Origin of the sequence: Agromyces bracchium, assembly GCF_009709675.1 — a bacterium.
GTDB classification, from domain to species: Bacteria; Actinomycetota; Actinomycetes; order Actinomycetales; family Microbacteriaceae; genus Agromyces; species Agromyces bracchium.
Genome location: NZ_WMLB01000003.1, coordinates 41,373 through 53,293 on the forward strand (window position 1 = coordinate 41,373; position 11,921 = coordinate 53,293).

The following is an 11,921-nucleotide window of genomic DNA, read 5'->3' on the forward strand; positions in this document are numbered from 1 at the left end:
GGACGGTCGGTCAGTCGAGGGCCGGCGGTGCCGTGAGGGCGGATGCCGCGAGCTCGGCGGGCGCGTACGGACTCAGCCGCACCACGTCGCCGACCACCACGACCGCGGGCGACCGCACGCCCCGCGCCGCCGCCTGGTGTGCGATCGTGCCGAGCGTGCCGATCGTCACTCGTTGGCGAGGGCCGTATCCATCCTCCACGATCGCGACGGGGCAGTCGGCACCGCGCTCGCCGCGGGCGAGCGTGATCGCGGAGTTCGCGAGCGTGCCCACGCCCATGAGCAGCACGACCGTGTGGTCGCGCCCGCCGCCGAGCGACTGGATCTGGTCGTGGCCGGTGACGACGGTGAACGTCGTCGCGAGCCCGCGGTGGGTGAGCGGGATGCCCGCGATCGCGGGTACCGACACCGCGCTCGTGATGCCGGGCACGACCTCGACGTCGACGCCGCGCTCGCGGCAGTAGGCGAGCTCTTCACCGCCGCGACCGAAGACGTACGGGTCGCCGCCCTTCAGCCGCACGACACGCTTGCCGTCGCGGGCCAACGTCACGAGCAACTCGTTGATCGCGTCCTGCGGCACGGCGTGGTGGCCCGGCAGCTTGCCGACATCGACGACCTCGGCGCGAAGCTCGACCCCCTCGGCGGCGAGGCCGTCGAGCACCGAGCGGGCGCCGAGACGGTCGGCGACGATCACGTCGGCCGCTTCGAGCGCGCGGAGGCCGCGCAGCGTGAGCAGTCCGGGGTCGCCGGGGCCCGCGCCGACGAGTGCGACGTGGCCCTTCCGGTCGTCTCCGGTGGTCGAGTAGCGAGCGTCAGCGAGCGTATCGAGACCTGGTGCGTCGGTCTCGATACGCGCCTGCGGCGCTACTCGACCACCGGGGAGCTCCGGCGCTACTCGACCACCGGGGATGTTCTCGGTCATGGGGTTCCTCCCGTGAGTCCGCGGCGGCGCAGCATCCCGCGCTCGACCGGGGCGAAGACGAGCAGCTCGATCACGACGCCGATGGCGAGGATCACGAGGATCGTGCCGAGCACGCTCGCGAGGTCGGCGAGGTCGCGGCCCTGCTGCAGCAGCGAGCCGACGCCGAAGCCGATCGACCCGCCGAACGCGATGATCTCGGCCGCCATGAGCGAGCGCCACGAGAACGCCCACCCCTGCTTGAGGCCGGCGAGATACCCGGGCAGGGCGGCCGGCAGCACGACGGATGCCGCGAGCTCGAAGCGCGACGCGCCGAGCACGGTGCCGACCCGGCGCAGCTGCGGCGGCACCTGGGCGACGCCCGCGACGAGTCCGTTCACGATCGACGGGATCGCGCCCATGAGCACGACGAAGTACACCGTGGCATCCGAGAGCCCGAACCAGAGGATCGCGGCGGGCACCCACGCGACCGACGGCAGCACCTGCAGGCCCGAGATGAGCGGGCCGAGGGCCCGACGGAGCGGCGCCCATTCGGCGAGCAGCAGACCGAGCGGCGTGCCGACGGCGACCGCGATGAGGAAGCCGAGGACGCCGCGCTCGAGGCTCGTCGAGATGGCGAGCTGCAGGCGGCCGTCGTCCCACGCCTCCCCGAGTGCGGCCGCGACGTCGAGCGGGCCGGGTGCGAGGTCGGGGCGCGGCTGCGCGATGACCGTGTACGCCTGCCAGGCCGCGACCAGGACGACGAGCAGCAGCACGGGCGGCAGGACGCCGTCGATCGCGCGGCGCCACCACGGGGTGCGGCGCTCGGCGGTCGTCTGCAGCCGGTCGAGGCCGGCCATCTCCGTGTCGAGATCACGGCCCGTTGGTCGAGTAGGACCCGAAGGGCCCGTATCGAGACCCGGCGAGGGGGTCTCGATACGCTCGCTGTCGCTCGCTACTCGACCGGCGGGGAGCACATCATGCGGCATTGCGGCGGATCTCCCTTCGCAGGTGCTCGGTGATCTCGACCGAGAGCTCGGACACGGTGGGCGACTCGATGCGTCGGGGGCCGTCGTCGGCGATGCGCCACTCGTTCACGATGCGGCCCGGGCGGCTCGACATGAGCAGCACGCGCTGCCCGAGTCGCGCCGCCTCGCGCACGTTGTGCGTGACGAACACGATCGTGCGGCCCGTCTCGCGCCAGACGCGCTCGAGCTCCTCGTGCAGCAGGTCGCGCGTGATGGCGTCGAGCGCGGCGAACGGCTCGTCCATGAGCAGCACCGAGCGGTCCTGCGCGAGGGCGCGCGCGAGCGCGACACGCTGCCGCATGCCGCCGGAGAGCTCGTGCGGGCGCTTGTCGGCGGCATCCGCGAGGTGCACGAGGTCGAGCAGTTCGAGCGCGCGGGCACGGCGCGCGGGTCGCGCGAGGCCGGCGTCGCCGAAGCGCAGCGCGAGCTCGACGTTGCGCCGGGCGCTGAGCCACGGCAGCAGCGACGCCTCCTGGAACATGACCGCGGCGCGGCCGTCGACCTCGATCGTGCCGGTGCTCGGCTGCTCGAGGCCGGCGATGAGTGAGAGGAGCGTCGACTTGCCGCAGCCCGACGCGCCGAGCAGGCACGCGAACTCGCCCGGTGCGACCGAGAGGTCGATCCCGTCGAGCACGACCGGGCCGTCGGCGGCGTACTGCTTGCCGACGCCGGTGAGGCGGATGGCGGGTGCCGCGGTCATCGCGCACCCCCGTCCAGTCCGGCGGCGTCGATCGGGTCGAGCCCGGAGCCGGCTCGGACGGCGTCGAGCGGCCCGAGGTCGAGGATGCCGGCGAGGTCGCCGCCCTCCGCGGTCCCGGCCGCGACGGCGTTCCGCTGGAGCACGGGCAGCGTGGCCGCGAACGGATCCACCGTGGGCGCGACGTGCGCGAGCGCACGCTCGAGCACGGCGTCGGGCAGCGGAGCGCCTGCGTCGGCCGCCAGCCGTGCGTTCACGAGGGCCGGCACCTCGTCGGGGTGCGCCGAGATCCAATCGACGGATGCCGCGTGCCCGGCGACGAGCGCCGCGACCGCGTCGGGGTGCGCCTCGAGGTACTCGGCGCGCACGACGAGCAGCGTCGTCGGGAACGCGCCGCCCGGCCAGAGGTCCGCTTCGTCGACGAGCACGTTCGCGCCCGCCTCGATGACGAGCCGTGACGCCCACGGCTCCGGCAGCCACGCACCGTCGATCGCGCCGGTCGTGAACAACTGGAGCGTGCGCGCGTTCTCGGTCGGCACGATGTCGACGTCGCCGCCGCCGGTCGGCGAGGTCTCGAGGCCGTGGTCGGCGAGCCAGGTGCGGAGCGCGACGTCCTGCGTGTTGCCGAGTTGGGGCGTCGCGAGCGTCGCGCCCCGGAGGTCGTCGGCGTCGTCGATGCCATCGCGCACGACCAGTGCGGCACCTCCGCCGACGGCGCCCGCGACGATCCGGAGCGAGCTGCCGCCCGACTGCACGAAGCTGTTGATCGCCGGGCTCGGGCCGAGGTATGCGGCATCGATCGCGCCGGCGCTCAGCGCCTCGACGGCGGCCGGACCGGCGTTGAACGCCTGCGGCTCGAGTGCGGTCCCGCCGAGCTCGTCGGCGATGGCGCCGGTCTCGAGGCCGACGAGCGCGGGCAGGTGCGTGACGTTGGCGAAGTAGCCGAGGCGGAGGGCGGAGGCATCCGTCGCCCCTGCGGCCCCCGGGCCCTCGGCGGCCGCGCGCCCGACCGATCCGATCACCACGGGCACGATGACGATCGCCGCGGCGACCGCGACGCCGGCGACGAGTTCGCCGAGCTGTGCACCGAGCCCGCGGCCGGTCACGCCGTCGACTCCACGACGATGCCGGCGGCGAGGGTCGCGCCGTCCTGCGGGTGGATGACGAGGAACGCCCCCGCACGGCGGTGCGCGGCGTACGGCTCGGCGGCGAGGTCGGCCGCGAGCTTCAGGCGGACGAGCCCGATGTCGTTCGTCGCGAGCGACGCGGTCGGCGTCGTCTCGAGCGTGTCGAGGTCGAGGCGCCCGCGGATGTCGGTGACGATCGCCTGAACGGTCGTGGTGCCGTGCTTCACGAGCACGCGCGCACCCGTCGTGAGCGGACGCCCGTCGAGCTGGAACACGTCGGCGTCGAGTTCGCGCCGCGGCGCGGGAAGCGACCCGGCCGCCGCGATCACCGCGCCGCGCGCGGCGTCGACGGGGTCGGCGAGTTCGAGCGCGACCGAGAGCGGGGCGGATGCCTCGGCGAGCGCCTCGGACCCGCGGCGGATGCCCGTGACCGTCGTCCGCACGCCGGCGGGGAATACCTCGACCGGGTCGCCGACCGTCACCGTGCCCGACTCGATGCGGCCCGCGAACGCCCGGTGGTCGCGGAAGTCCTCCACCGGTGGTCGAGTAGCACCGGAGGCGCGTACCGAGACCTCCGGTGCCGACAGCTCGGGCGACAGCCCGCCCTGCGGGCGAATCACGAGCTGCACGGGCAGGCGGAGCGCTTCGAGGTCGGTCTCGAGCTCGTCGATCGTGCTCAGCTCCTCGAGCAGCTCGAGGAGCGACGGCCCGTCGTACCAGGGCGTGTTCGCCGAGCGCTCGACCACGTTGTCGCCCGCGAGCGCCGAGACCGGGATGACGTGCGCGTCGGGCAGGCCGAGGTCGCGCGCGAGCGCGGCGACCTCCGCCGCCACGGACTCGAACGCGGCGCGGTCGTAGCCGACGAGGTCGATCTTGTTCACCGCGACGATCACGTGCGGCACGCGCAGCAGCTGCACGACCGCGAGGTGCCGGCGGGTCTGCTCGAGCACGCCGTTGCGCACGTCGACGAGCACGACGACCGCGTCGGCCGTGGCCGAGCCCGTGACCATGTTGCGCGTGTACTGCACGTGGCCGGGGCAGTCGGCAAGGATGAACGACCGCCGGCCGGTCGTGAAGTAGCGGTAGGCGACGTCGATCGTGATGCCCTGCTCGCGCTCCGCACGCAGCCCGTCGGTGAGCAGCGCGAAGTCGATCGCGCCGGGCTCGCCGCCGAAGCCGCGCTCGGCTGAGGTGCGCGCGACCGACTCGAGCTGGTCGGCGAGGATCGCCTTCGAGTCGTGCAGCAGGCGGCCGACGAGCGTCGACTTGCCGTCGTCGACCGAGCCGGCGGTCGCGAAACGGAACAGCGTGCCCGTGGGTCGAGTAGGACGCGAAGCGCCCGTATCGAGACCCGTTCGCGCGATTGAGGTCTCGATACGCTCGCTGGCGCTCGCTACTCGACCACCGGTGTGCTCGCTCATCAGAAGTACCCGTCCTTCTTGCGATCCTCCATGGCCGCCTCGGACAGGCGGTCGTCGGCGCGGGTCGCGCCGCGTTCGGTGAGGGTGGATGCCGCGACCTCGCGCACGATGTCCGTCACCGTGGCCGCATCCGAGACGACCGCGCCGGTGCAGCTCAGGTCGCCCACGGTGCGGTAGCGGACGGTGCGGCGCTCGACCGTCTCGCCGGCGCGCGGCGCCGAGACGTCGCTCACCGCGAGCCACATGCCGTCGCGCGCATACACGTCGCGCTCGTGCGCGAAGTACAGCGGCGGCAGCGCGATGCCCTCGCGCTCGATGTAGCGCCACACGTCGAGCTCGGTCCAGTTCGAGATCGGGAACGCGCGCACGTGCTGTCCGACCGTGTGCCGGCCGTTGTAGAGCGTCCAGAGCTCCGGCCGCTGGTTGCGCGGGTCCCACTGGCCGAACTCGTCGCGCAGCGAGATGATGCGCTCCTTGGCGCGCGCCTTGTCCTCGTCGCGGCGGGCGCCGCCGAAGACCGCGTCGTGCCGGCCGGCCGCGATCGCGTCGAGCAGCGGTTGGGTCTGCAGCGGGTTCCGCGTGCCGTCGGCACGCTCCTGCAGGCGGCCGTCGTCGAGGTAGTCCTGCACCGAGGCGACCTCGAGACGGATGCCGAGTCGCTCGACGGTCTCGTCGCGGAACCGCAGCACCTCGGGGAAGTTGTGGCCGGTGTCGACGTGCAGCACCGGGAACGGGACCTTCGCGGGCCAGAACGCCTTGGTCGCCAGGTGCAGCACGACGACGGAGTCCTTGCCGCCCGAGAAGAGCAGGACCGGACGCTCGAACTCGGCGACGACCTCGCGGATCACGTGGATCGCCTCGGCCTCGAGCACGTCGAGGGCGTCGAGCCTCTCGGCGGTCGAGTAGGACGCGCCAGCGCCCGTATCGAGACCTTGCACACGGGCGGTCTCGATACGCGCCTCCGGTGCTACTCGACCACCGGGGATTGGCTCGCCGGCGCTCGCTACTCGACCACCGGGGATGATGCTCTCGGTCATAGGTGCAACCCGCATTCCGTCTTGGCGAGGCCGGCCCAGCGGCCGGACCTCGGGTCCTCGCCCGCGGCGACGGGCTTCGTGCACGGCTCGCAGCCGATGGAGGGGTAGCCGTGCGACATCAGGAGGTTGACGGGCACCTGGTGCGCGCCCGCGTAGTCGAGGAGGTCGTCGAACGTCCAGGCCGCGACGGGGTTGACCTTCACGAGTCCGTTCCGCTCGTCGTACGTGACGAGCGGGGTGAGCGTGCGCGTCGGCGCCTCATCTCGGCGGACGCCCGTGAACCACACCTCGTACCCGCCGAGCGAGCGCTGCAACGGCTCGACCTTGCGGCGCGCGCAGCACAGCGCGGGGTCGCGGGCGAACAGCTCTGCGCCGAACTCCGCGTCCTGTTCGGCGACGGTCTGCTCGGGCAGCACGTCGACCACGCGCACGTCGAGCTGCCGGGCGACCTCGTCGCGCGTGACGGTCGTCTCGGCGAAGTGGTAGCCGGTGTCGAGGAACAGGACGTCGACACCGGGCAGGTGCTGAGCCACCAGGTGGGGGAGCGCGGCGTCGGCCATCGAGCAGGCGACGGCCGCGGCATCCGTTGCGAAGTTCGCCGCGACCCACGCGACGACCTCGGCGGGGGATGCCTCGTGGTCGGTCAGGCTGCCGAGCGCCGCGTTGCCGGCCTCGGCGAGGGCGCGGAGCTCGTCGGCCGAGCGGCGAACGGTGGACCGGGTGGAAGCCACCCCGATGTTGCGCGCGCTCATCGGAGCGACTCCTCGTCGGCGCGGTGCGCCCACTGGGCGAACGTCTCATCGGCCGCCGCATCACGCTCGTCGAGGAACCTCGTCACCACGCGCGAGACGTAGTCGGCGATGCCGTCGGCCGTGACCTTGAGGCCGCGCACGGTGCGACCCAGTCCGGCTTCATCCCGGTCCTGCGACGCGAGTCCGCCGCCGAGGTGCACCTGGTAGCCGGGCACCTGCTCGCCGTCGATCGTGACGAGCTGGCCCTTCAAGCCGATGTCGGCGGTCTGGATGCGCGCGCACGAGTTGGGGCATCCGTTCACGTGCAGGCTGATCGGGTGCGGCAGGTCGAAGGCGTCGAGCCGCTCCTCGAGGTCGAGTACTGCCGCCGTGGCGAACGCTTTCGTCTCGACGATCGCGAGCTTGCAGAACTCGATGCCCGTGCACGCGATCGTGCCGCGGCGGATGAGGCTCGGCCGCGCCTGAAGCCCGAGCTCGTCGAGGCCCGCGATGAGCGACTCGACGCGGTCCTCGGGGATGTCGAGGATGACGACCTTCTGGTGCGGCGTCGTGCGCAGGCGCGTCGAGCCGTGCGCCTCGACGAGCTCGGCGAGCTTCGTCAGCGTCGGGCCGGAGACGCGGCCGACGATGGGCGTCGCGCCGACGTAGAACCGGCCGTCCTTCTGCCGGTGCACGCCGACGTGGTCGCCGGTCGTCACGGGCGTCGGCGCGGCCGGGCCATCCGGGAGGGCGTACCCGAGGTACTCGGTCTCGAGCACCTCGCGGAACTTCGGGGCGCCCCAGTCGGCCAGCAGGAACTTCAGGCGCGCCTTGTTGCGAAGCCGCCGGTAGCCGTAGTCGCGGAAGATCTGCGCGACGCCGTGCCAGGCGTCGGCGACGCGGTCGGGGGCGACGAACACGCCGAGTCGCTCGGCGAGGCGAGGCGCCGTCGAGAGCCCGCCGCCGACCCACAGGTCGTATCCGACGCCGAGCGTCGGGTGCTCGACCGCGACGAACGCGACGTCGTTGATCTCGTGCACGACGTCCTGGCTGGGGTGGCCGGTGATCGCCGACTTGAACTTGCGCGGCAGGTTCGCGAGCGACTCGTCGCCGATGAACCGCGAGGTGATCTCGTCGATCTGCGGGGTCGGGTCGATGAGCTCGTCGGCGGCGATGCCCGCGACCGGGGAGCCGAGGACGACGCGCGGCACGTCGCCGCACGCCTCGGTCGTGCCGAGGCCGACCGCCTCGAGCCGGCGCCAGATCTCGGGGACGTCCTCGACGCGGATCCAGTGCAGCTGGACGTTCTGCCGATCGGTGAGGTCGGCGGTGTCGCGGCCGAACTCGGTCGAGATGCCGCCGATGACCCGCAGCTGCTCGGTCGTCAGCTGCCCGCCGTCGATGCGGACGCGCAGCATGAAGTACTCGTCCTCGAGCTCGTGCGGCTCGAGGGTCGCGGTGCGACCGCCGTCGATGCCGGGCTTGCGCTGCGTGTAGAGGCCCCACCAGCGGAACCGGCCGTGCAGGTCCGTCGGGTCGATCGACGCGAAGCCGCCGTCGGCGTAGATCCGCTCGATGCGCTCGCGCACCGCGAGGCCGCCGTCGGCCTGCTTCCACTCCTCGTTCGCGTTGAGCGGGGCCGTGCCGTCGACCTTCCACTGCCCGTTCGGCTTCGCCGAGGGGCGGGGCGGGCGGATGTCGCGGGCCGGCCGATCAGCGCGCGCGGGACGCTCGGCGCGCTCGGTCCGCGGCGCGCGCGTCGCGGCATCCGTCGTCTCGATCGTCACGGTTTCCCCTCCTCGTCCGCGCCCCGTTCGGGGCACGTGTCGACGAAGGTACGGGGGTCCGGCGGATGCCGGAACCCGGCCCCGTCACGCACGGTCACCCCGTGTCACGAGGCGTCGCACGACGAAATATGACGCGCGCTGCGCGATCCGCCGAACGGCGGGAGAATGGTCGCGCAACCGCCGCGTCCGTCGGTTCCGACAGGCACCGGCGGCGGCCGAGCATGGGGGATGACGCCACGACGAGGTGGCGCGGAACCGAGGAGTACCGATGACCACGACGACGACGTCCAGGCCCCCGTTCGACCCCGAGCTCGAAGCCGTGCTCGGTGCGCTCGCCGAGCAGGTGCCCCCCTCGATCACCCCCGAGATGATCCCCTTCCTCCGGCAGTCGCCGATCATGGGCCCGGTGGACGAGCTCCTCGCCGAACGCGGCATCACCCGGCGCGACGTGTCGATCTCCGGCTTCCAGGGCGCGGAGATCGTCGTGTCCGTCCTCGCCAAGGAGGGTCGCGTCGGCACCGGCCCTGGGATCTACCACACGCACGGCGGCGGCATGATCGCGGGCGACCGCTTCGCGGGAGTCGCCGGCGTCGCCGGGATCGCCGAGTGGATCGATCGCTTCGACGCCGTGGCGGTGACCGTCGAGTACCGCCTCGCGCCCGAGTTCCCGGACCCGTTCCCCGTCGAGGATTGCTACGCCGGGCTGGTCTGGACGGCCGAGCACGCCGAGGAGCTCGGCATCGACCCCGCGCGCCTCATCATCGCGGGTGCGAGCGCCGGCGGCGGGCTCGCCGCCGGGGTCGCGCTCCTGGCCCGCGATCGCGGCGGGCCCGCGCTCGCCGGCCAGATGCTCATCTGCCCGATGCTCGACGACCGCGACCAGACGATCTCGACCCGCCAGATCGACGGCGTGGGCGTGTGGGACCGCACGTCGAACCTCACAGGCTGGAACGCGCTGCTCGGCGAGCGCCGAGGGGGCGACGACGTGTCGCCGTACGCCGCGCCGGCGCGCGCGACCGACCACACGGGACTGCCCCCGGCGTTCATCGACTGCGGCAGCGCGGAGGTGTTCCGCGACGAGGACGTCGCCTACGCGACCTCGCTCTGGGCGGCGGGGGTCCAGGCGGAGCTCCACGTCTGGCCGGGCGGCTTCCACGGGTTCGACATGATGGCGCCCCACGCGGCCATCTCGAAGGCCGCGCCGGAGGCCCGCACCAACTGGGTCGCGCGGATCTTCGGCGCCTGAGCGTCGCGGCCGCGGGCCGCCCGCCTGCCCGCCCGCGGCCGCGACGGCACCGTCGATGCCCCGAGTACAGTGGGGCGAACACGCGCGATGGAGCCGGGAACATGCAGGAACTCGTCGGTCGGCTGACGGCCCTCGACCCCGAGGCGATCGAGACGCTCAAGGTCATCTCGTACTTCGACACGCTGCTCGCGGGCTCGGTCGGCGTCGAGACGCTGATCCGGGGCGCCGCCGTGCTGAGCGGTGCGGTCGCGGGGCACGCCGTCGGCGACCGCCTGCTGCGCATCGCGCCCGACGGGGAGCGCCTGCCGCCGTCGGAGTCGGCGGACGCGGCATCCGCCTGGCCGTCGCGCCCGACCGGCGACGGCGCGTTCGTCTGGCTGGAGCGCACCGGGCCGGCGCACGCCAACGACGCCATGGTGCTCGAGCGGCTCGCGCTCGCAGTCTCGGTCACGACGGCGCGCCGTGCGCCCGCCGGAACGGGCGCCGTCGAACTCGCCGTCAGTGCCGCAGCCTCGGCCGACGAGCGGGGAACGGCCGCCGCGCGGCTCCGGCTCGACGGGCGGACCGTCCGGGCCGTCGCATTGCCGCCGTCCGCCGAGCCGATCCCCCCGGGCCCGACCGCGCTGATCGCGACCGCGCGCGGACTTGCGCGAGCCGTCCTCGACGCCGACGGGGTCGACGTCCCGGAGGGCGTGCGGGCCGGGATCGGAACGGCCGGCCCACCGGAGCGCCTGCCCGAATCCTGGACGGCCGCGCTGATCGCGCTGCGCCTGACGTCGCCGCTCCGGCCCGTCGTCGACGCACGCGACCTCGGCGGCCTGCTGCTCGTCGCGGAGGCCGCCGACCGGTCGGCCGAGCCGCATCCGGACGCGATCGCCCTCGAACGGCTCGACGACCGTGCACGCGCCGTGCTCGCCGCGTTCGAGGCGACCGGCAGCCTCAGGGCCGTCGCCGCCCGACTCGGCATGCACCACTCGACGGTGCAGGCGAAGCTCGACGGACTCGCCGTGGCGCTCGGCTACGACCCGCGCGAGCCCGAGGGGCGCACGCGGCTCGCGCTCGCCGAGACGCTCGCGGCGCTCGCGCGCCCGGGGCTCGGCGCCGAGTGAGCTTTCCGCCTCCGAGTGCGGTCTCGAAGTCCACTCGGGCGCGGAACGCTCACTTCGTGCGGGCGAGCGCCTCCGCGTAGCGGTCGAGCACGATGTCCACGAGCTCGGTGGGCGCGTCGTCGGGGCGCAGCAGGGGCTCGGCGAGCACGTCTGGCGCAGCGCTCGCCGCGAGGTCCTGGAAGTACCCGGGCGCCAGCAGGTAGCTCGCGGCGGCGACCCTCGTGTCGGTGCCGTGCTCCCCGGCGACGGCGGCTCGGGCAGCCGCGATCGCGTCGGGCAGCCGCGGCTCGGCCGCCGACAGGAACCCGATCGAGACGTCGGCGACGGACGCCTCGGCCAGCGCGTCGCGCACGCGCTCGCAGGCCTCGACGGCGCGCACGTCGCTCGAGCCGGCCACGACGAGCACGACCGGGTCGTGCTCACCCGCTCCGGCCTCGGCGAGACGGCGCTGCAGGACGGCGATGAGCCGGTCGTCGGGGCCGAGCGCCTCGGCGACGACCACCTCGCGACCGCCCTCGCGGGCCTCCGCCGCGGCCTCGGCGAGGTCGACGTGCACGTGGTAGCCGGCGGAGAGCAGCAGGGGCACGATGATCGCGGCTTCGCCCTCGGGGAGCGTGGCGAGCGCGGCCGGCACGTCGGGCTGTTCGACGTCGACGTGGCAGAGCCGCGTCTCGTGCGCGGCATCCGGCCATCGCTCGGCGACCGCGGCGACCACGGCGTCGTAGAGGCCGCGCACCGCTGCGCGCCCCTCGGGCGACGAGGTGCCGTGCGACACGGCGACGAGCGCGGGCGGGCGGCGAGGCGTCATCCGCCCATGGTCGCACTCGGGCCCGCGCACCGCGC

General features: G+C 73.7%; 11 protein-coding genes. 2 read left to right on the forward strand and 9 right to left on the reverse strand.

The genetic code is table 11. The features are described from left to right. Nucleotides 1-10 precede the first annotated feature (10 nt). From cobA to GJ743_RS00920, 8 genes are read right to left on the reverse strand one after another with little or no spacing between them, the layout of a single operon-like run. Nucleotides 11-919 (reverse strand): uroporphyrinogen-III C-methyltransferase, encoded by a 909-nt coding sequence (gene cobA / locus GJ743_RS00885; RefSeq protein WP_155050057.1) that lies wholly within the window; start codon nt 917-919, stop codon nt 11-13. Continuing rightward, a complete protein-coding gene (locus tag GJ743_RS00890; RefSeq protein ID WP_196216867.1) occupies nt 916-1,884 on the reverse strand; it encodes an ABC transporter permease in 969 nt (322 codons plus the stop codon). Before GJ743_RS00890 ends, cobA begins: the two co-directional genes overlap by 4 nt. Then, complete coding sequence (locus tag GJ743_RS00895) at nt 1,874-2,623, reverse strand: ABC transporter ATP-binding protein (RefSeq protein ID WP_155050059.1); 750 nt, start codon at nt 2,621-2,623, stop codon at nt 1,874-1,876. Before GJ743_RS00895 ends, GJ743_RS00890 begins: the two co-directional genes overlap by 11 nt. Continuing rightward, nucleotides 2,620-3,726: an ABC transporter substrate-binding protein gene (locus tag GJ743_RS00900; protein WP_328288666.1), complete on the reverse strand. Its 1,107-nt coding sequence runs from the start codon at nt 3,724-3,726 to the stop codon at nt 2,620-2,622. The genes GJ743_RS00895 and GJ743_RS00900 overlap by 4 nt, the downstream gene beginning before the upstream one ends. After that, a complete protein-coding gene (locus tag GJ743_RS00905) occupies nt 3,723-5,168 on the reverse strand; it encodes a sulfate adenylyltransferase subunit 1 (RefSeq protein WP_155050060.1) in 1,446 nt (481 codons plus the stop codon). Before GJ743_RS00905 ends, GJ743_RS00900 begins: the two co-directional genes overlap by 4 nt. Beyond that, nucleotides 5,168-6,205, reverse strand: a complete 1,038-nt coding sequence (cysD, locus tag GJ743_RS00910; RefSeq protein ID WP_230386250.1) for a sulfate adenylyltransferase subunit CysD — start codon at nt 6,203-6,205, stop codon at nt 5,168-5,170. Before cysD ends, GJ743_RS00905 begins: the two co-directional genes overlap by 1 nt. Further along, nucleotides 6,202-6,957: a phosphoadenylyl-sulfate reductase gene (locus tag GJ743_RS00915; RefSeq protein ID WP_155050062.1), complete on the reverse strand. Its 756-nt coding sequence runs from the start codon at nt 6,955-6,957 to the stop codon at nt 6,202-6,204. Before GJ743_RS00915 ends, cysD begins: the two co-directional genes overlap by 4 nt. Then, nucleotides 6,954-8,633 (reverse strand): nitrite/sulfite reductase, encoded by a 1,680-nt coding sequence (locus GJ743_RS00920; protein ID WP_328288674.1) that lies wholly within the window; start codon nt 8,631-8,633, stop codon nt 6,954-6,956. Before GJ743_RS00920 ends, GJ743_RS00915 begins: the two co-directional genes overlap by 4 nt. Nucleotides 8,634-8,991: 358 nt before the next feature. Between GJ743_RS00920 and GJ743_RS00925 the strand changes: the two genes are divergently transcribed. Together GJ743_RS00925 and GJ743_RS00930 are read left to right on the forward strand one after the other, a co-directional pair. Further along, nucleotides 8,992-9,969 carry an alpha/beta hydrolase gene (locus GJ743_RS00925; RefSeq protein WP_155050063.1) on the forward strand — a complete coding sequence of 326 codons (978 nt, stop codon included), beginning with the start codon at nt 8,992-8,994 and terminating at the stop codon, nt 9,967-9,969. 101 nt (nt 9,970-10,070) lie between these two features. Beyond that, entirely contained in the window at nt 10,071-11,078 is a 1,008-nt protein-coding gene (locus tag GJ743_RS00930) for a helix-turn-helix domain-containing protein (RefSeq protein ID WP_155050064.1), read from the forward strand. Nucleotides 11,079-11,127: 49 nt separating this feature from the next. Here the strand turns inward: GJ743_RS00930 and GJ743_RS00935 are convergent, their stop codons facing one another. Beyond that, the gene (locus GJ743_RS00935; protein ID WP_155050065.1) at nt 11,128-11,886 is read right to left on the reverse strand and encodes a sirohydrochlorin chelatase; all 759 of its coding nucleotides are present in this window, start codon (nt 11,884-11,886) and stop codon (nt 11,128-11,130) included. Between the last annotated feature and the right edge of the window lie 35 nt (nt 11,887-11,921).

What these genes read in the sequence shown, in the direction of transcription:
- cobA (WP_155050057.1), bottom strand. Translation starts at nt 919, where the DNA reads ATGACCGAGAACATCCCCGGTGGTCGAGTAGCGCCGGAGCTCCCCGGT.
- GJ743_RS00890 (WP_196216867.1), bottom strand. Translation starts at nt 1,884, where the DNA reads ATGCCGCATGATGTGCTCCCCGCCGGTCGAGTAGCGAGCGACAGCGAG.
- GJ743_RS00895 (WP_155050059.1), bottom strand. Translation starts at nt 2,623, where the DNA reads ATGACCGCGGCACCCGCCATCCGCCTCACCGGCGTCGGCAAGCAGTAC.
- GJ743_RS00905 (WP_155050060.1), bottom strand. Translation starts at nt 5,168, where the DNA reads ATGAGCGAGCACACCGGTGGTCGAGTAGCGAGCGCCAGCGAGCGTATC.
- cysD (WP_230386250.1), bottom strand. Translation starts at nt 6,205, where the DNA reads ATGACCGAGAGCATCATCCCCGGTGGTCGAGTAGCGAGCGCCGGCGAG.
- GJ743_RS00915 (WP_155050062.1), bottom strand. Translation starts at nt 6,957, where the DNA reads ATGAGCGCGCGCAACATCGGGGTGGCTTCCACCCGGTCCACCGTTCGC.
- GJ743_RS00925 (WP_155050063.1), top strand. Translation starts at nt 8,992, where the DNA reads ATGACCACGACGACGACGTCCAGGCCCCCGTTCGACCCCGAGCTCGAA.
- GJ743_RS00930 (WP_155050064.1), top strand. Translation starts at nt 10,071, where the DNA reads ATGCAGGAACTCGTCGGTCGGCTGACGGCCCTCGACCCCGAGGCGATC.
- GJ743_RS00935 (WP_155050065.1), bottom strand. Translation starts at nt 11,886, where the DNA reads ATGACGCCTCGCCGCCCGCCCGCGCTCGTCGCCGTGTCGCACGGCACC.